Origin of the sequence: Streptomyces sp. NPDC008079 (genome assembly GCF_042957385.1) — a bacterium.
Classification (GTDB): domain Bacteria; phylum Actinomycetota; class Actinomycetes; order Streptomycetales; family Streptomycetaceae; genus Actinacidiphila.
On record NZ_JBIBIC010000002.1, the window covers coordinates 308,316 to 325,906 of the forward strand.

Annotated in this window: 17 protein-coding genes; 13 read left to right on the forward strand and 4 right to left on the reverse strand. The window is 72.0% G+C overall.

The window, feature by feature from the left end:
- The first annotated feature begins 117 nt into the window (after positions 1-117).
- Positions 118-3,672, forward strand: a complete 3,555-nt coding sequence (gene dnaE, locus ACFZAM_RS08380) for a DNA polymerase III subunit alpha (RefSeq protein WP_355334082.1) — start codon at positions 118-120, stop codon at positions 3,670-3,672.
- A gap of 92 nt (positions 3,673-3,764) precedes the next feature.
- On the opposite strand, the gene ACFZAM_RS08385 is transcribed toward dnaE, so the two are convergent.
- Entirely contained in the window at positions 3,765-3,941 is a 177-nt protein-coding gene (locus tag ACFZAM_RS08385) for a hypothetical protein (RefSeq protein ID WP_355334079.1), read from the reverse strand.
- A gap of 226 nt (positions 3,942-4,167) precedes the next feature.
- On the opposite strand from ACFZAM_RS08385, the gene ACFZAM_RS08390 reads away from it, so the two are divergent.
- The 4 genes from ACFZAM_RS08390 to ACFZAM_RS08405 all read left to right on the forward strand — a co-directional run bounded on the left by ACFZAM_RS08390 (position 4,168) and on the right by ACFZAM_RS08405 (position 8,291).
- A complete protein-coding gene (locus ACFZAM_RS08390) occupies positions 4,168-5,418 on the forward strand; it encodes an NYN domain-containing protein (RefSeq protein WP_391043988.1) in 1,251 nt (416 codons plus the stop codon).
- A gap of 108 nt (positions 5,419-5,526) precedes the next feature.
- Complete coding sequence (locus ACFZAM_RS08395) at positions 5,527-6,609, forward strand: ABC transporter ATP-binding protein (RefSeq protein WP_355334073.1); 1,083 nt, start codon at positions 5,527-5,529, stop codon at positions 6,607-6,609.
- Between the two features lie 178 nt (positions 6,610-6,787).
- Positions 6,788-7,609: an ABC transporter permease gene (locus tag ACFZAM_RS08400; RefSeq protein ID WP_391043990.1), complete on the forward strand. Its 822-nt coding sequence runs from the start codon at positions 6,788-6,790 to the stop codon at positions 7,607-7,609.
- Positions 7,610-7,643: 34 nt separating this feature from the next.
- Positions 7,644-8,291 (forward strand): hypothetical protein, encoded by a 648-nt coding sequence (locus ACFZAM_RS08405; protein ID WP_391043992.1) that lies wholly within the window; start codon positions 7,644-7,646, stop codon positions 8,289-8,291.
- Positions 8,292-8,327: 36 nt separating this feature from the next.
- On the opposite strand, the gene ybaK is transcribed toward ACFZAM_RS08405, so the two are convergent.
- From ybaK to ACFZAM_RS08420, 3 genes are all read right to left on the reverse strand, one after another.
- Positions 8,328-8,849 carry a Cys-tRNA(Pro) deacylase gene (ybaK, locus tag ACFZAM_RS08410; protein WP_391043993.1) on the reverse strand — a complete coding sequence of 174 codons (522 nt, stop codon included), beginning with the start codon at positions 8,847-8,849 and terminating at the stop codon, positions 8,328-8,330.
- 20 nt (positions 8,850-8,869) lie between these two features.
- Positions 8,870-9,628, reverse strand: a complete 759-nt coding sequence (locus tag ACFZAM_RS08415; RefSeq protein ID WP_355334061.1) for an LON peptidase substrate-binding domain-containing protein — start codon at positions 9,626-9,628, stop codon at positions 8,870-8,872.
- A 229-nt stretch (positions 9,629-9,857) separates the two neighbouring features.
- Positions 9,858-11,363 carry an oxidoreductase gene (locus ACFZAM_RS08420; RefSeq protein ID WP_391044274.1) on the reverse strand — a complete coding sequence of 502 codons (1,506 nt, stop codon included), beginning with the start codon at positions 11,361-11,363 and terminating at the stop codon, positions 9,858-9,860.
- Between the two features lie 363 nt (positions 11,364-11,726).
- Between ACFZAM_RS08420 and hisD the strand changes: the two genes are divergently transcribed.
- From hisD to hisF, 8 genes are all read left to right on the forward strand, one after another.
- Entirely contained in the window at positions 11,727-13,040 is a 1,314-nt protein-coding gene (gene hisD, locus ACFZAM_RS08425) for a histidinol dehydrogenase (RefSeq protein ID WP_391043996.1), read from the forward strand.
- On the forward strand, positions 13,025-14,182 hold the full coding sequence (locus ACFZAM_RS08430; protein ID WP_391043999.1) for a histidinol-phosphate transaminase: 1,158 nt from the start codon (positions 13,025-13,027) through the stop codon (positions 14,180-14,182). Before hisD ends, ACFZAM_RS08430 begins: the two co-directional genes overlap by 16 nt.
- Entirely contained in the window at positions 14,179-14,772 is a 594-nt protein-coding gene (gene hisB / locus ACFZAM_RS08435) for an imidazoleglycerol-phosphate dehydratase HisB (protein WP_355334053.1), read from the forward strand. The genes ACFZAM_RS08430 and hisB overlap by 4 nt, the downstream gene beginning before the upstream one ends.
- On the forward strand, positions 14,769-14,921 hold the full coding sequence (locus tag ACFZAM_RS08440) for a hypothetical protein (protein ID WP_188280531.1): 153 nt from the start codon (positions 14,769-14,771) through the stop codon (positions 14,919-14,921). Before hisB ends, ACFZAM_RS08440 begins: the two co-directional genes overlap by 4 nt.
- A gap of 14 nt (positions 14,922-14,935) precedes the next feature.
- Positions 14,936-15,583, forward strand: a complete 648-nt coding sequence (gene hisH / locus ACFZAM_RS08445; RefSeq protein WP_391044002.1) for an imidazole glycerol phosphate synthase subunit HisH — start codon at positions 14,936-14,938, stop codon at positions 15,581-15,583.
- A gap of 110 nt (positions 15,584-15,693) precedes the next feature.
- A complete protein-coding gene (gene priA, locus ACFZAM_RS08450) occupies positions 15,694-16,419 on the forward strand; it encodes a bifunctional 1-(5-phosphoribosyl)-5-((5-phosphoribosylamino)methylideneamino)imidazole-4-carboxamide isomerase/phosphoribosylanthranilate isomerase PriA (RefSeq protein WP_391044004.1) in 726 nt (241 codons plus the stop codon).
- The gene (locus ACFZAM_RS08455; RefSeq protein WP_355334043.1) at positions 16,416-16,820 is read left to right on the forward strand and encodes a Rid family hydrolase; all 405 of its coding nucleotides are present in this window, start codon (positions 16,416-16,418) and stop codon (positions 16,818-16,820) included. Before priA ends, ACFZAM_RS08455 begins: the two co-directional genes overlap by 4 nt.
- The gene (gene hisF / locus ACFZAM_RS08460) at positions 16,817-17,572 is read left to right on the forward strand and encodes an imidazole glycerol phosphate synthase subunit HisF (RefSeq protein ID WP_355334040.1); all 756 of its coding nucleotides are present in this window, start codon (positions 16,817-16,819) and stop codon (positions 17,570-17,572) included. The genes ACFZAM_RS08455 and hisF overlap by 4 nt, the downstream gene beginning before the upstream one ends.
- Positions 17,573-17,591: the final 19 nt, after the last annotated feature.

Genomic DNA, 17,591 nt, shown 5'->3' on the forward strand with positions numbered 1-17,591 from the left:
GGCGGTACGGGGAGCCGCGCCGCGTTGTCGGACCCGAGTCGTAGACTCGCAGCGCCGCCAGAATCAGCCAGCGACGCACCAGCAGTCCGCCCCCTCTCGCCGGAGGTATCGCCGCCCGTGACCGACCAGCCCTTCACCCATCTCCATGTCCACACCCAGTACTCGCTGCTGGACGGAGCGGCGAGATTGAAGGACATGTTCAAGGCGTGCAACGAGATGGGGATGAGCCATGTGGCCATCACCGACCACGGCAATCTGCACGGGGCGTACGACTTCTTCCACCAGGCCAAGGACGCCGGTGTCACGCCGGTGATGGGCATCGAGGCGTATCTGGCGCCCGAGTCGCGGCGGTACAACAAGCCCGTCAAGTGGGGCGCGCCGCACCAGAAGCGGGACGACATCTCGGGTGCGGGCGCGTACACCCACATGACCATCTGGGCGCGCAACGCCGTCGGGCTGCACAATCTCTTCCGCGCCCAGTCGCGGGCGGCCTTCGAGGGCTACTTCCGCAAGCCCCGGATGGACCGCGAACTGCTCAGCGAGTACGCCGAGGGCCTGATGGGCACCACGGGCTGCCCCTCCGGCGAGATCTCCACCCGCATCCGGCTCGGGCAGATGGACGAGGCGATCAAGGCCGCCGGCGAGTACCAGGACATCTTCGGCAAAGAGAACTTCTTCGTCGAGATCATGGACCACGACATCGACATCGACCGCCGGGCCCGCGCGGGCCTGGAGGAGATCGCCAAGAAGATCGACGCGCCCTTCGTCGTCACCAACGACTCGCACTACACGTACGCCAACGAGTCCTCGGCGCACGACACCCTGCTGTGCATCCAGACCGGCTCGAACATGTCGGACCCCGACCGGTTCAAGTTCGACGGCAGCGGTTACTACCTGAAGTCCGCCGCCGAGATGTACGCGATCGACTCCTCGGACGCGTGGCAGGAGGGCTGCCGCAACAGCCAGCTCCTGATCGCGAACCGGATCGAGACCGAGGGCATGTTCGAGACGAAGAACCTGATGCCCAGGTTCGACGTCCCCGAGGGCTACACCGAAGTGACCTGGTTCCGCGAGGAAGTGGCCCGCGGCATGGCCCGGCGCTTCCCCGCCGGCATCCCCGAGGACCGGCAGAAGCTCGCCGACTACGAGATGGACACCATCGTCCAGATGGGGTTCCCCGGCTACTTCCTCGTCGTCGCCGACTTCATCATGTGGGCGAAGAACAACGGCATCGCGGTCGGCCCCGGGCGTGGTTCCGCGGCCGGTTCGATCGTCGCCTACGCCATGGGCATCACCGACCTCGACCCGGTCCCGCACGGCCTGATCTTCGAGCGCTTCCTCAACCCCGAGCGCGTGTCCATGCCCGATGTCGACATCGACTTCGACGAGCGTCGGCGCGGCGAGGTCATCCGCTACGTGACCGAGAAGTACGGCTCCGACAAGGTCGCGCAGATCGCCACCTACGGCACCATCAAGGCCAAGGCCGCGATCAAGGACTCGGCCCGCGTGCTCGGTTACCCCTTCTCCATGGGCGACCGGATCACCAAGGCCATGCCCGCCGACGTCCTCGGCAAGGGCATCCCGCTCTCCGGCATCACCGACAAGGACCACCCGCGCTACAGCGAGGCGGGCGAGGTCCGGGCGATGTACGAGAACGAGCCGGACGTCACCAAGGTGATCAACTCGGCCAAGGGCATCGAGGGCCTGGTCCGGCAGATGGGCGTGCACGCGGCGGGCGTGATCATGTCCGCCGAGCCGCTGATCGACCACGTGCCGATCTTCTCGCCGAAGAACGACGGCGCGGTCGTCACGCAGTGGGACTACCCGAGCTGTGAGTCGCTCGGCCTGCTGAAGATGGACTTCCTCGGCCTGCGCAACCTGACGATCATGGATGACGCGGTCAAGTCGATCAAGGCCAACAAGGGCATCGACATCGACCTGCTGTCCCTGCCGCTGGACGACCCCAACACGTACGCGCTGCTCGGGCGCGGCGACACCCTGGGCGTCTTCCAGTTCGACGGCGGCCCCATGCGCGCCCTGCTGCGCATGATGAAGCCCGACAACTTCGAGGACATCTCCGCCGTCTCGGCCCTGTACCGGCCGGGCCCGATGGGCATGAATTCGCACATCAACTACGCGCTGCGCAAGAACAAGCAGCAGGAGATCACCCCGATCCACAAGGAGCTGGAAGAGCCGCTCCGCGAAGTCCTCGACATCACCTACGGCCTGATCGTCTATCAGGAGCAGGTGCAGAAGGCCGCCCAGGTGCTGGCCGGTTACTCGCTCGGCCAGGCCGACCTGCTGCGCCGCGCGATGGGCAAGAAGAAGAAGGAAGTCCTCGACAAGGAGTTCATCCCCTTCCAGGCGGGCATGCGCGAGCGCGGCTACTCCGACCAGGCCATCCAGGCGGTCTGGGACGTGCTGGTGCCGTTCGCCGGATACGCCTTCAACAAGGCGCACTCCGCCGCGTACGGCCTCGTCTCCTACTGGACCGCGTATCTCAAGGCCAACTACCCGGCCGAGTACATGGCGGGCCTGCTGACCTCGGTCAAGGACGACAAGGACAAGATGGCGCTCTATCTCAACGAGTGCCGCCGGATGGGCATCAAGGTGCTGCCGCCGGACGTCAACGAGTCCAACGCCAACTTCACACCGCGCGGTGACGACACGATCGTCTTCGGCCTCACCGCCGTGCGCAACGTCGGGACGAACGTGGTGGAGTCGGTGGTCCGCAGCCGCAAGGCCAAGGGGCGGTACGCGACCTTCCCGGACTTCCTCGACAAGGTCGAGGTGGTGGCGTGCAACAAGCGGACCGTCGAATCGCTGATCAAGGCCGGCGCGTTCGACACGATGAAGCACACCAGGCGCGGTCTGACCGAGCACTTCGAGACGATGATCGACAACGTGGTGCAGGTCAAACGCAAGGAGGCCGAGGGCCAGTTCGACCTGTTCGGCGGCGCGGGGGAGGAGGGCGACGACACCCCGGCCTTCGGGATGGACGTGGTCTTCTCCGACATCGAGTGGGACAAGACGTATCTGCTCGCGCAGGAACGGGAGATGCTCGGCCTCTACGTCTCCGACCATCCGCTCTTCGGCATCGAGCACATCCTCAACGACAAGACGGACGCCGCGATCGCCGCGCTGGCCGGTGACTACTCCGACGGCGCGATCGTCACCATCGGCGGCATCATCTCCGGGCTCCAGCGGAAGATGACCAAGCAGGGCAACGCGTGGGCGATCGCCACCGTCGAGGACCTGGCGGGCTCGGTCGACTGCATGTTCTTCCCCGCCACCTACCAACTGGTCTCGACCCAACTCGTCGAGGACGCCGTGGTCTTCGTCAAGGGGCGGCTCGACAAGCGGGAGGACATCCCGCGGCTGGTGGCGATGGAGCTGATGGTCCCCGACCTGTCGGACGTGGGCACCAACGCGCCGGTGATGATCTCCATCCCGACGGTCAAGGTGACCCCGCCGCTGGTGGCCAGGCTCGGCGAAGTGCTCTCCAGCCACAAGGGCAACACCGAGGTACGGGTGAAGCTCCAGGGCGCGCGCACGACCACGGTGCTGCGGCTCGACCGGCACCGGGTGACTGCGGACCCCTCGCTCTTCGGCGACCTCAAGGCCCTGTTGGGCCCCGCGTGCCTGGGCGCCGCGCAGCAGCAGGCGGGCTGACCGCCGGGGCGCGGGCCGTACGAGCCCGGCGCGCGTGATGTGAGTGCGGGGGCACCCCTGGTGGAGGGTGCCCCCGCGACCACGCGGTGGGACTAGTTGTGGCCGAACTTCTGCTTGTTCTGCTTGTGCGAGAAGTCCTGCGCGGGCGCCATCTCCGGCTGGTTCTCGTCCATCGGGCGCTGCGTGCGCTCCCGCTCCTCGGTGGCGGCGGCGCCGCGCTGCTGGTTCTGGTTCTCGCGCTGACGGTTCTGGTTCTTGTTCTTAGCCACGATCGTCTCTCCTAGTGGGGGATGTCGGCCGTTGGCCTGGTGGCCCATCGGCCGCCATCAGATTTGCATGGGAGTACGAAGCGCGCATTTCGGGCAGTTGACGGAGTGGGGCGGCCGGAAAAGTGACCACCGCCACGCCGATGATCGGGTTCGAGGTCATAACCCCCGAGCATTCGGGCAGACTCGGGGGAAATCCGTGCCGGGGGGCGACCGGAAGAGGTGCAACATGGACCGCTGCGTCGTCCTGGTGGACGCAGGCTACCTACTGGGTGCTGCGGCGAGTCTGTTGGCGGGTGAACCCTCCCGGTCCCGGATCACCGTTGATCATGCCGCCGTCGTCGCTGGCCTGCGCGAACGTGCCGAGTTGGAGACCGGTCAGCCACTGCTGCGGATCTACTGGTTCGACGGCGCACCCGACCGGGTTCCGCAACCGGAACACCGTCGGCTGCGGGTGATGCCCCGAGTGACCGTACGACTGGGCGCACTCACCCGGACGGACGGCCGGTGGGCGCAGAAGGGCGTGGACGCCGCCATGCACGCCGAGCTGTCGGAGCTGGCCCGCAACCGCGCGTGCTCCGACGTCGTCCTGGTGACCGGTGACGGCGATCTGCTGCCCGGCATGATGTCCGCCAAGGAGCACGGGGTCGCCGTGCACCTGTGGGCCGTCCAGGCCGCCGACGGGGACTACAACCAGTCGGAAGACCTGGTCGCGGAGGCCGACGAGCGGCGTGTGCTGGACCGCCAGTGGATCACCGCGGCGATCAGGGCCCGCGAGATCCCCGGCGTCTGTCCGCCGCCCGGCCCGCGCCCGGAGATCGCCGCGATCCTCTCCGCGCCGCTGCCCGAGTCGGCCTCGGGCGGCGAGCGGCTGGCGCCCCCGGAGGAGCGGCCGGGCAAGAACGGCACCGCGCCGGAACCGGCGGCGGCCGAGAGCACACCGCCGGGCAAGGTTGCCCCGCCGGAACCCGCCGGTCCCACCGTGCCCACCCCGAAGGATCTCGCCGATCTGGGCCGCAGCCACGCCGCCCCCGCGCCGCCGCCGGCCCAGCCGGCCCCCAGCGCCACCCTGCGCTGGTCGTCGGACAAGGGCTGGACCGACCGCGGCGCGGGCGCCGACCTGCCCGACACCAGCGGCCTGCCCACCCTCGCCCAGCTCACCTCCGCCGAGCAGCGCTGGGCGGACCGCGAGGCCGACATCACGGCGGTCAGCGGCGACCCTTTCGAGGTCGGCCAGGTCTTCGCCCGCCGCTGGATCGCCCGCCTCACCGACACCTCCCAGCTCCAGCAGCTCTCCACCCACTACCCCCGCGTCCCGCACCGCATAGACGGTGAGCTGCTGCGATACGCCGCCCGCTTCGGCCTGCTCGCCCACAAGGACGACCAGATCGACGAGCACGACCGGTACGCGATCAGGGCCGGATTCTGGCGGGAGGTCGACGCCCACGCGGTCGCCGAGCACGCACCCGCGGGGGAGTGAGCGGCCGGGCCCGCGCCCTCCCGCGCCTCGGGCGGGTCCGAGGGAAAAGCGGGTGAACCGGGCCCCCCTTGCGCCGGATGCCGCGTGCGGCGCGTACTCTCGATCCTCGTGAGTACGGGCACGGAGGAGACGGCGCCCCCAGCGGTCGCCACAGCCCGCGACACGGTGTGCACCGTGCGCGGTCTGGTCAGAACGTACCCGGCCGGTTCCGCGGCCAGGGGCCGAGGGCTGCGCCGCCGCCGTACCGCCGCCGACCAGGCACCCGAGACCGCCGCCGCGCCCAGGCCCGGTGTCGTACGCGCCAACGACGGCATCGACCTCGACGTCGGCCGCGGCGAACTCTTCGGCATCCTCGGCCCCAACGGCGCGGGCAAGACCACCCTGGTCCGCCAGCTCACCGGCCTGCTGCGGCCCGACGCCGGATCGATCGACCTGCTCGGCCACGACCTCGTACGCCACCCGGACCGGGCCTCCCGGCTGGTCGGCTACCTCGGCCAGGAGTCGTCCGCGCTGGACGAGCTGACCGTCGCGCTCGCCGCCGAGACCACCGGACGGCTGCGCGGCCTGGACGCGCGCGCCGCCCGTGCCGAACGCGACGCCGTCCTGGACGAACTCGAACTCGGCCCGATCGCGGGACGCCCCATCAAGCGCCTCTCCGGCGGCCAGCGGCGGCTGGCCTGCTTCGCGGCCGTCCTGGTCGGCCAGCGGCCCGTCCTGGTCCTCGACGAGCCCACCACCGGCATGGACCCGGTCGCCCGGCGCGCGGTGTGGGCCGCGGTCGGCCGCCGCAGGACCGAGCACGGCGCGACGGTGCTGCTGGTCACCCACAACGTCATCGAGGCGGAGAACGTCCTGGACCGGGTCGCCGTGCTCGACCACGGCAAGGTCATCGCCTGCGACACCCCCACGGGCCTGCGGTCGCTGGTCGCCGACGAGGTCAGGCTCGACCTCGTGTGGCGCGACGAGCCGCCGATGTCGCTGCCCGCCATCGCCGCCCTGCACCCGCTCGCCGACATCTCGGGCCGCCGCTGGACGCTGCGGCTGCCCCAGGAGCGGGCCCGCGCCGCCGTCGCCGAGGTCACCGGGGGACCGGCCTTCGCCGCCCTGGACGACTTCACCCTGGCGATGCCCAGCCTGGAGGACGTCTACCTCGCGCTCGGCGGCAGGGGAGAGGGCCTGGTGAAGTCATGAGACGGGTCCCCCCGCGGTCCGCGCCGCCCCGGCCGGCGGTCGCGCCGTACGCACCCGCCCTCCGGCCGTACGACCCCGCCCTCCGGCCGTACGCACCCGCCCCCAGGCGGTGCGACCCCGTGCTTTCGCCGTACGACACGGCCCCGCCGTGTTCCGCACCGACGCGTGGAGCCTGCGTATGAGCGTGCTCACCCAAACCGTTCCCGCGCCCCGGGGCGTCGCCGCGCAGCAGTCCGGCGCCGCGCCGCTCGCGCCGCGGGCCCGGCTGTGGCCCGCCTTCGGCGCGGTCTACCGCGCGCAGCTCTCGCGGGCCCGGGTGGCCCGGATACCGCTGCTGTTCGTTGCCACCTTCCAGTCCGTCGGGATCATGGTGATGATGCGCGGAGTGGTCGACGGCGGGGACGGGGAGGCGGCGCGCTCGGTCGTCGCGGGCTCCAGCGTCCTGGTGGTCGCCTTCGTCGCGCTCAATCTGCTCGCGCAGTACTTCGGACAGCTCAGGGCGTCCGGCGGACTCGACCACTACGCCACGCTGCCGGTGCCGCCGGCCGCCGTCGTCCTCGGCGCGGCGGGCGCGTACGCGTCCTTCACCGTGCCCGGCACCCTCGTGACCGCCGTGACCGGCTGCGTCCTGTTCCATCTGCCGCTGGCCAATCTGTGGATTCTCGCCGTCGTGATCCCGCTGGCCGGGGCCGCGCTCTCCGGCCTCGGCGCGGCCCTCGGGCTGCTCGCGCCGCGGCAGGAGATCGCCACGCTCTTCGGCCAGTTGGGCATGTCGGCGGCGCTGCTGCTCGGCGTGCTGCCCGCCTCGCACATGCCCGCGCCGATCTCCTGGGCGCGCGATCTGCTGCCCTCCACGTACGGCGTCGAGGCGTTCGCCCGCACCTTCGGCGGGCATCCGCACTGGGCCGCGGTCGTCGGCGACCTGTCCGTGTGCGCGGCCGTCGGCGTCGGCTCGCTGGCCGTCGCCACCTGGGCCTACCGCAGGGCGGCCTGCCGATGAAGCGACGGACAGGCAGACCTGGCACGATGGGCGGGTGACCGCACCCCTGACGCCGCATGACCAGCCGCCGCCGTTCCCGCCGTACCCGGGCGCAGGCCCCGGTGGAGGCGACGGCAAGGGGGACCGGCCCTCACCGGTCGCCGAGTTGGGCCGCGCCGCGCTCGTCGCGGTCGCCGTCACGGTGTGCGGGGTGTTCCTCGGGCTGCTGTGGGCGTGGCTGTCACCGCGCGTCCCGCTGATCTCGGACGGCAAGTACATCTACCTCAAGGACACCGAGGGCGAAGAGGCGATCGGCGGCGACGGCACCTTCGTGCTGATCGCGCTGTGCCTGGGCGCGCTGACCGCCCTCGGCGTCTTCCTCTGGTACCGCCGCGGCGGCGTCGCCGTGGTCCTCGGCCTCGCGGTCGGCGGCGTCCTCGCCTCCATCGTCGGCTGGCGGCTGGGCATCGCCCTCGGACCGACCGTCCACATCAAGGCACACGCCAAGGAGGTCGGCCCGAACGTCGTCTTCGACGGGCCGCTGAAGCTGCGCGCCAAGAGCGCGCTGGTCGCCTGGTCGGCGGCGGCGATGCTGGTGCACCTGGGCCTGACCTCGCTCTTCGGGCCGCGCGACCCGCAGCCGGTGTACGTGGCGCCGCAGCCGTGGGGCGCGCCGCCTCCGCCGCCGCCCCCGGCGCAGTGACGCTCTCCCGCTCAAGCCGAGGTCGAGACGTCCCGGTCAGATACGGGAGATCCGCGCCGTCACCGCTGAGGTGAGCGTCACCAGGTCGGCGGGGGACAGCTCCAGCTCCAGGCCGCGCTTGCCCGCGGAGACGAAGACCGTGGGGAAGCCGAGCGCCGAGGCGTCCAGGGCCGTGGGCAGGCGCTTGCGCTGGCCCAGCGGGGAGATCCCGCCGAGCACGTAACCGGTGCTGCGCTCGGCGTCGGCCGGCGCCGCCATCGTGGCGCGCTTGCCGCCGACCGCCGCGGCCAGCGCCTTGAGGTCGAGCGAGCCCGCGACCGGGACGACCGCCACGGTCAAAGCGCCGTCCACCTCCGTGACCAGCGTCTTGAAGACCCGGCCCCGGACCTCGTCGGGGGGCACCCCGAGCGCCGCGCCCAGCGCCGCCGCGGCCTCGGCGCCGTAGGAGAGTTCGGAGGCCGGGTCGTGCGCGTAGGCGTGCACGGTGAACGGCAGGCCCGCCTTCTCCAGGGCGACCGTGGCCGGGGTGCCTCCGGCCGTACGCGCCTTCTTCGCCATCGCCGACCCCCTGATGCGCGCTAGTTGGCGCTGATCGCCTGGTGGGTGAGTTCCACCGCGGGCAGTGACGGCAGCTTGTCGATCACCGCGCTCTCGCGGCGCAGCAGCCGCAGTTCGGCCGTCAGCCGGGCGGCGGTGTCCGCCGCCTCCAGCAGCTCCTGCTTCACCGAGGTCTCCACGACCACCGCCGCCGCGACGAGATACGACAGCACCGTGGCGTCGTCGGGGAACTCCTGCCCCGGCGCGAGCGTGCGCTCCCGCGCCCCGGCCAGCCGCTTCTGATACGTGCCGAACACCCGTGAGACCTCGGAGGCCAGCGCTCCCGCGCCCGCGCCGGGCTCGTCCGGCAGCTCCTCGTACTCGGCCGTCAGATAGGGCCCGCTCGCGTCCACCGACAGCAGCTTGAACCGGATCAGACCCGTGGCCACCAGTTCGTACCCGCCGTCGTCGCGCTCCGCGATGCCCGCCGCGTCCGCGATGCACCCGTAGCCGTACAGCGCCGCCTCCGGGTCCTCGCCGAGACCGGCGGCCGGACCTGTGTCCCCGCCGTCCTGGCCCGTCGGAGCGACCTCCTGGCCGTTCTTGATCGCCACCACGCCGAAACGCCGCGGCGCGTTCTCGGGCAGCGCCAGCAGATCACCCACGAGCGCGCGGTACCGCTCCTCGAAGACGTTCAGCGGCAGCACCAGGCCGGGAAAGAGCGCCGTACTGAGCGGGAAGAGCGGAAGACGATCGGTCACAGTGAGCAAGGGTACGGGCAGTACGCCCGCCTTAGGCATCCGCTGCGCCCCTCGGGGCCGCGGCGGGCCCCGAAACGCCGCCGATCGGTTGAGCGGGGGTGACGCACCTCATGGCTGCCGCCCGGCTCTCCCGCACACGGCGCCCGCCCGGCCCTGACGGCTGTCGTCCGGCCCGCCCGCCCCTGACTGCTGTCGTCCGGCCGTCCGGCCCGCCCGGCTCTGACGGCTGTCGTCCGGCTCGACCGCGGCTGAGGGCGGCCGCCCGTGCTCAACCGCGGCTGAGCATGCGGGAGGCGCCCGCGGCGACCGTGGTGGCGAGGGTCCAGCCGAGCAGGGTGAGCAGGGAGGCCACCCACTGGCTGACGCCGACCTCCCGCCACGCGTTGTCCTGGCCGAGGTCGATCACCGGCAGGAGCAGGTCAAGGGCGTAGAGCGCGGGGCTCCAATGCGGCCGGTAGTCGTTCCCCGCCGGGGGCGGCGTCCTGTGGAGGGCGAAGTACAGCGCGCCCAGCGCCCACAGCACCGCCATCCACACCGCGGCCCGGCCGGGCCGGTAGCCGTATCCGACCGTCACGTCCTGGAGCCACCCCCACGCCCGCCCGGCCGGCGGCAGCGACTCGCGGCGGCGGCGCTGCTTGGCCAGCAGCACCTCGCGGGCGTGCGCGTCCTCGCCGCCCGCCCGCAGCGCGGCGGCCAGCCGCTCGTACGGGCCGGGACTGTATTCCGGCGTCGCCGCGTTCAGCCACGCGACGCGCTCGCGCAGCGGGAAGGCGGTGCGCGGGGTCAGCGCCTCGTACGAGAAGTCCGTCAGATCGACCTGCCCCGGCCCCGGCCAGCTCTGCGGCGCGTCGGTCAGCCGCCCCACCCGCGCGCCCGCCAACGACACCGTCCCGCTGGGCGGCGTCCCCAAGGTGATCCGCAACTCGGGCGTCTGCAAGCGCCGTAGCGAGAGCTGCTGCCCTTCCCCCAGCCGGAACCGCGCCCGGTCGATCACCACGGCGTTGCCCACCCGGGCGTCGTCCAGCCGCACCCCGCCCTCCGCGCTGAACTCCCTGCGGGCCGTGCCGGACGGCTCGCCGCCGCCCGCGGGGTCCGTCCCGCCGGGAGCCGCGGTCGTGTCGGGCGAGCGGTTCGCGGGCCAACTGGTGGTGAGGTAGACGGTGTGCTCGACCGTCGTGCGGGCGGCGTTGAGCGCGTCGCGGCCGTACGGATTGCGCAGGGTGGCCCCGCGCAGGTTGAGACGGCCGCCGACGCGGGCGCTGCGGAGGCTGAACTCGCCGCGCAGGTCGAGGAGTTCGGCGTCCAGGTCCTGGCCGACGGTGAGACCGTCGGCGGCGATGGCGCGGCCGTGGCGGTCGCGGCGGACGGTGAGCTGGTTGAGCAGGAGGTCGGTGCCGATCTGGGCGTCGGTCAGGCGGATGCCGCCGGTCACGACGCACTGCGGCAGATGCAGGTCACCGGTGATCTGGAGCCGGGCGGCCTCCAGCCGCGGGAGGTGGCAGCGCACCAGCCGGACACTGCCCGCCCGGCACTCCGGCAGCAGCACCTGGTCCTCGAAGCGGCAGTCGTCGAACTGCACGTAGGGGGCGACGGTGCCGCCCGCCAGCGACAGACGGCCGGTGATCCGCAGGCCCGCCAGTTTGAGCGCCGCCACCCGCCCCGGCTCCGGCGGCGGCCCGTCCAGCAGCAGCTGCGCGACGGCGTCGGCCCGTACCGCGGGCGTCCCCCCGGCCCCCGCCCCGAAGGCCGCACCGAGCCGGAAGGCCCGCCACATCCCCTGCTCCACAGCCGTCCAGTCGCCCGGCGGCCCCTCACCACGACGCTCGCTCACCCTTCCCCCTCCCACGACCCGCCGCCACGCTAGGGCGTGTCCGTAAAGTCTCGTCTGGCCGGCGGCGCCTGGCACGCACGCTCGCTGCGTTGTCGGGCTCATCCGAATAGGCCCACTATGAGGACGGCCCTACGCCTTGCGATCGCACGCACCAGACACCGCCAGCCCCGCCCTCCGGGCGGACGACGCGACTTTACGGACACGCCCTAGGCCATGCCCGCGACAGCGGCGGGCCCGTCCCGGGCGGCGTATCACGGAGTGGAACCGCGGAACGTCCCCCATGCCCGGGTCTCTACACTTGGCAGGGTGATCTCCCGAATCGATCTGCGCGGTGCCGCCTTCCCCGAGGGCGGGATCGACCGCGACCTGCTGCCCCGAGCCGAGTTCGACGTGGAGGCGGCGCTGAACACCGTGCGGCCGATCTGCGAGGACGTGCGCCATCGCGGCACGGCGGCGGTCATCGAGTACGGAGAGCGGTTCGACGGCGTCAGGGTCGACCGGCTGCGGGTGCCCGAGCGGGCGCTGAGCGACGCGCTGGCCGCGCTCGACCCGGCCGTGCGCGCCGCGCTGGAGGAGTCGATCCGCCGCGCCCGCCTGGTCCACCGCGAACAGCGCCGCCAGGACGTCACCACACGGGTCGTGCCCGGCGGGACCGTCACCGAGAAGTGGCTGCCCGTCCAGCGCGTGGGCCTCTACGTGCCCGGCGGCCTCGCCGTCTACCCGTCGTCCGTCGTGATGAACGTCGTGCCCGCGCAGGAGGCCGGGGTCGAGGGCATCGCGGTGGCCTCCCCGCCGCAGAAGGACTTCGGCGGCTCCCCGCACCCCACCATCCTCGCCGCCTGCGCCCTGCTCGGCGTGACCGAGGTGTACGCCACCGGCGGCGCGCAGGCCGTCGCGATGTTCGCGTACGGCACCGACGAGTGCCGCCCGGTCAACCTCGTCACCGGCCCCGGCAACATCTACGTGGCCGCCGCCAAGCGCCTGCTCAAGGGCCGGATCGGCATCGACGCCGAGGCCGGGCCCACCGAGATCGCGATCCTCGCCGACGCCGCCGCCGACCCCGGCTACGTCGCCGCCGACCTGATCAGCCAGGCCGAGCACGACCCGCTCGCCGCCGCCGTCCTGGTCACCACCTCGCCCGAGCTGGCCGACGCGGTCGACAAGGAGCTGGAGGCCCAGGTCGAGGCCACCCGGCACACCCAGCGGATCACCGCCTCGCTCACCGGCCGCCAGTCGGCGACCGTGCTGGTCGACACCCTCGACCAGGGCCTGGAGGTGGTGGACGCCTACGCCGCCGAGCACCTGGAGATCCAGACCGAGGACGCCGCCGCCGTCGCGGCCCGCGTGCGCAACGCGGGCGCGATCTTCGTCGGCCCGCACGCCCCCGTCTCGCTCGGCGACTACTGCGCGGGCTCCAACCACGTCCTGCCCACCGGCGGCTGCGCCTGCCACTCCTCGGGCCTGTCCGTGCAGTCCTTCCTGCGCGGCATCCACGTCGTGGACTACACGCGCGACGCGCTCGCCGAGGTCGCCCACCACGTGGTGACGCTCGCCGAGGCCGAGGACCTGCCCGCGCACGGCGCCGCGGTCAAGGCCCGCTTCGGATGGGACCTCCCGTGACCGGCATCGACGACCTGCCCATCCGCGACGAACTGCGCGGCCAGTCCCCGTACGGCGCGCCCCAGCTCGACGTGCCGGTGCGGCTGAACACCAACGAGAACCCGTATCCGCTGCCCGACGCGCTGGTCGCCCGGATCGCCGAGCGCGTCACCGAGGCCGCCCGGCAGCTCAACCGCTACCCGGACCGGGACGCCGTCGAGCTGCGCACCGAGCTGGCCGCGTATCTGTCCAGGACCGCGGGCCACCGCGTGGGCAGCGACCAGGTGTGGGCGGCCAACGGCTCCAACGAGGTCATCCAGCAGCTCCTCCAGACCTTCGGCGGCCCCGGCAGGACCGCGATCGGCTTCGAGCCGTCGTACTCGATGCACGCGCTGATCTCGCGCGGCACCGGCACCGGCTGGATCTCCGGGCCGCGCGACGAGGAGTTCCGGATCGACGTGGACGCGGCGGTCCGCGAGATCCACCGCCGCCGCCCCGACGTGGTGTTCGTCTGCTCGCCCAACAATCCGACCGGTACGGCCGTGGACGCCGCGACCGTACTGGCGCTCTACGAGGCCGCGCAGGCCGCCAAGCCGTCGATGGTGGTGGTGGACGAGGCGTACGGCGAGTTCTCGCACCGCCCGTCGCTGCTGCCGCTGATCGAGGGCCGCCCGCACCTGGTGCTGACCCGCACCATGTCCAAGGCGTTCGGCGCCGCCGGGCTGCGGCTCGGCTATCTGGCGGCCGACCCCGCCGTGGTGGACGCGGTACAGCTCGTCCGGCTGCCGTACCACCTGTCCTCGGTCACCCAGGCGACCGCGCTGGCCGCCCTGGAGCACACCGACACACTGCTCGGCTACGTCCAGCAGCTCAAGGACGAACGGGACCGGCTCGTCGCCGAGTTGACGGCGATCGGCTGCGCGGTCACCGAGTCCGACGCCAACTTCGTGCAGTTCGGCCGCTTCGCCGACAGTCACGCCGCCTGGCAGGCGATCCTCGACCACGGCGTCCTCGTCCGGGACAACGGCGTCCCCGGCTGGCTGCGGGTCTCCGCGGGCACCCCGGCGGAGAACGACGCGTTCCTCGACGCCGTCAGGACCGTGGTCAAGGAACACAGCGACCAGCAGCACATCAGGCACCACCGTACGGAGGAGTCCGCATGACCCGCGTGGGCCGCGTGGAGCGCAGCACCAAGGAGACGTCCGTCGTCGTCGAGATCGACCTGGACGGTACGGGACAGGTGGCCGTCTCCACCGGTGTGGGCTTCTACGACCACATGCTCGACCAGCTCGGCAGGCACGGCCTGTTCGACCTGTCGGTGAAGACCGAGGGCGACCTGCACATCGACACGCACCACACGATCGAGGACACCGCGCTCGCGCTCGGTGCCGCGTTCAAGCAGGCGCTCGGCGACAAGGTCGGCATCTACCGCTTCGGCAACTGCACGGTCCCGCTGGACGAATCCCTCGCCCAGGTGACCGTCGACCTGTCGGGCCGCCCCTACCTGGTGCACACCGAGCCGGAGAACATGGCGCCGATGATCGGCTCCTACGACACCACGATGACCCGGCACATCCTGGAGTCCTTCGTCGCCCAGGCGCAGATCGCGCTGCACGTCCACGTGCCGTACGGGCGCAACGCGCACCACATCGTGGAGTGCCAGTTCAAGGCGCTCGCCCGGGCGCTGCGCTACGCCAGCGAGCGCGACCCGCGCGCCGCCGGAATCCTGCCGTCGACCAAGGGCGCGCTATGAACACGTACTCGACCCTCTTCATCCTGCTCGGGCTCTTCCTCGCCGGAGGCGTCTACTCCTTCTGGCAGCAGAAGCAGTCCAAGAGCATGATCGCGGTCCTGGCCATCGGCTCCGTGATGGCGCTGGCGGCCGGGCTGCTCCAGCTCTAGCGGGAGGAGCCGACATGACTGGACTGAGGCACAAGAGCGTGGTCGTCCTCGACTACGGCTTCGGCAACGTCCGTTCGGCCGAGCGGGCGCTCGCGCGCGCCGGGGCCGAGGTGGAGATCACCGCCGACTTCGACCGGGCGATGAACGCCGACGGGCTGCTGGTGCCCGGCGTCGGCGCCTTCGCCGCCTGCATGGCGGGCCTGAAGGGCGTACGCGGCGACTGGATCGTCGGCCGCAGGCTGGCCGGCGGACGGCCGGTCATGGGCATCTGCGTCGGCATGCAGATCCTCTTCGCCCGCGGCATCGAGCACGGCGTGGAGACCGAAGGGCTCGACGAGTGGCCCGGCACGGTCGAGCCGCTGAAGGCGCCCGTCGTCCCGCACATGGGCTGGAACACCGTACGGCCGCCCGCCGACTCACGGCAGTTCGCGGGCCTGGACACCGACGCCCGCTTCTACTTCGTGCACTCCTACGCGGTGCGCGAGTGGGAATTCGACACGCACAACGCGGCGATCCGCGCGCCGAAGGTCACCTGGGCCACGCACGGCGAGCCGTTCGTGGCCGCGGTGGAGAACGGCGCGCTGTGGGCCACCCAATTCCACCCGGAGAAATCCGGCGACGCGGGCGCCCAGTTGCTCACCAACTGGCTGGACACCCTCTAACGCGGTCTCACGCGTCAACCGCTCGACCCGTTAGTCCCTCTCACTCGCCGCCCGGCCCCCTTCTACCGTCCGCTTTCACCTCCTCCCTTCTACGACGTAGGACGCACCCGATGAACAGGCTCGAACTCCTCCCCGCCGTCGACGTCCGGGACGGCCAGGCCGTACGCCTCGTGCACGGCGAGTCCGGATCCGAGACGTCCTACGGCGACCCGCACGCCGCCGCGCTGGCCTGGCAGGCGGCGGGCGCGGAGTGGCTGCACCTGGTGGACCTCGACGCGGCCTTCGGCACCGGCGACAACCGGGCGCAGATCGCCGAGGTGGCCCGTTCGATGGACATCAAGGTCGAGCTGTCCGGCGGCATCCGCGACGACGACACGCTCGCCGCCGCGCTGGCCACCGGCTGCACCCGCGTCAACCTCGGCACGGCCGCGCTGGAGACCCCGGAGTGGGTCGCCAAGGTCATCGCCGAGCACGGCGACCGGATCGCGGTCGGCCTCGACGTGCGCGGCACCACGCTGCGCGGCCGGGGCTGGACCCGCGACGGCGGCGACCTCTACGAGACGCTGGCCCGGCTGGACTCCGAGGGCTGCGCGCGGTACGTCGTCACCGACATCGCCAAGGACGGTACGCTCCAGGGCCCCAACCTGGAACTGCTCGCCGGGGTCTGCGCCGCCACCGACCGGCCGGTCGTCGCGTCCGGCGGCGTCTCGTCCCTCGACGACCTGCGCGCCATCGCGACTCTCGTGCCGCGGGGTGTCGAAGGCGCGATTGTCGGAAAGGCGCTCTACGCCAAGGCGTTCACCTTGGAAGAAGCCCTGGAGGCGGTATCACGATGACGGAGACCCCCGCAGTACGGCGCGACCAGTCCGAAAGCCCGCTGGAGGAGACCATCGGTTTCGCCCGCGCCGTCGCGGCGGGGGACCTGGTCCTGGTGTCCGGCACGATGCCCCTCGTCGACGGCGAGGTGCGCGGCGAGGGCAGCCCGTACGAACAGGCCCTGCTCGCCTTCGGGAACGCGCTGGCGGCGATCGAGCCCTTCGGCCTCGGGCCCGACAGCGTGATCCGCACCCGTATGTACATGAGCCACGCCAGGGACGCCGACGACGTCGGGCGCGCCCACCGGGAGCTGTTCGGGGCCGTGCGGCCCGCCGCCACCATGGTCGTGGTGGCCGGTTTCATGGACTCCCGCGTCCTGGTCGAGGTGGAGATCGAAGCCTACCGAGGAGCCGGCAGATGACCCTCGCGGTCCGTGTCATCCCCTGCCTCGACGTGGACAACGGCCGCGTCGTGAAGGGCGTCAACTTCCGGAATCTGCGGGACGCGGGCGACCCGGTGGAGATGGCCAAGCTCTACGACGCCGAGGGCGCCGACGAGTTGACCTTCCTGGACATCACCGCGTCCTCCGGCGACCGGGAGACCACGTACGACGTCGTCCGCCGTACGGCCGAGCAGGTCTTCATCCCGCTCACCGTGGGCGGCGGTGTGCGGACGGTCACGGACGTGGACCTGCTGCTGCGCGCGGGCGCCGACAAGGTGGGCGTCAACACGGCGGCCATCGCCAGGCCCGAGCTGATCCGGGAGATCGCCGAGCGGTTCGGCCGGCAGGTGCTGGTGCTGTCGGTGGACGCGCGGCGCACCCCCTCGGGTTCCTTCGAGGTCACCACGCACGGCGGGCGGCGCGGCACCGGCATCGACGCGGTGGAGTGGGCGCAGCGCGCGGCCGAGCTGGGCGCGGGCGAGATCCTGCTCAACTCGATGGACGCGGACGGCACCAAGGACGGCTACGACACGGAGATGATCGCGGCCGTCCGCAAGCTGGTGACGGTCCCGGTGATCGCCTCCGGCGGCGCGGGCCGCCTCGCCGACTTCGCGCCCGCGGTGGCGGCGGGCGCCGACGCCGTACTGGCCGCGTCCGTCTTCCACTTCGGCGACCTGCGGATCGGCGAGGTCAAGACGGCGCTGCGGGAGGCCGGGCACCCGGTGCGCTGAGCACGGGGTTTCCGTCGGC

What these genes read in the sequence shown, in the direction of transcription:
- ACFZAM_RS08400 (WP_391043990.1), top strand. Translation starts at nt 6,788, where the DNA reads ATGAGCGTGCTCACCCAAACCGTTCCCGCGCCCCGGGGCGTCGCCGCG.
- ACFZAM_RS08440 (WP_188280531.1), top strand. Translation starts at nt 14,769, where the DNA reads ATGAACACGTACTCGACCCTCTTCATCCTGCTCGGGCTCTTCCTCGCC.
- ACFZAM_RS08455 (WP_355334043.1), top strand. Translation starts at nt 16,416, where the DNA reads ATGACGGAGACCCCCGCAGTACGGCGCGACCAGTCCGAAAGCCCGCTG.
- ACFZAM_RS08390 (WP_391043988.1), top strand. Translation starts at nt 4,168, where the DNA reads ATGGACCGCTGCGTCGTCCTGGTGGACGCAGGCTACCTACTGGGTGCT.
- priA (WP_391044004.1), top strand. Translation starts at nt 15,694, where the DNA reads ATGAACAGGCTCGAACTCCTCCCCGCCGTCGACGTCCGGGACGGCCAG.
- ACFZAM_RS08430 (WP_391043999.1), top strand. Translation starts at nt 13,025, where the DNA reads ATGGGACCTCCCGTGACCGGCATCGACGACCTGCCCATCCGCGACGAA.
- ybaK (WP_391043993.1), bottom strand. Translation starts at nt 8,849, where the DNA reads ATGGCGAAGAAGGCGCGTACGGCCGGAGGCACCCCGGCCACGGTCGCC.
- hisB (WP_355334053.1), top strand. Translation starts at nt 14,179, where the DNA reads ATGACCCGCGTGGGCCGCGTGGAGCGCAGCACCAAGGAGACGTCCGTC.
- ACFZAM_RS08420 (WP_391044274.1), bottom strand. Translation starts at nt 11,363, where the DNA reads ATGTGGCGGGCCTTCCGGCTCGGTGCGGCCTTCGGGGCGGGGGCCGGG.
- ACFZAM_RS08415 (WP_355334061.1), bottom strand. Translation starts at nt 9,628, where the DNA reads ATGCCTAAGGCGGGCGTACTGCCCGTACCCTTGCTCACTGTGACCGAT.
- hisF (WP_355334040.1), top strand. Translation starts at nt 16,817, where the DNA reads ATGACCCTCGCGGTCCGTGTCATCCCCTGCCTCGACGTGGACAACGGC.
- hisH (WP_391044002.1), top strand. Translation starts at nt 14,936, where the DNA reads ATGACTGGACTGAGGCACAAGAGCGTGGTCGTCCTCGACTACGGCTTC.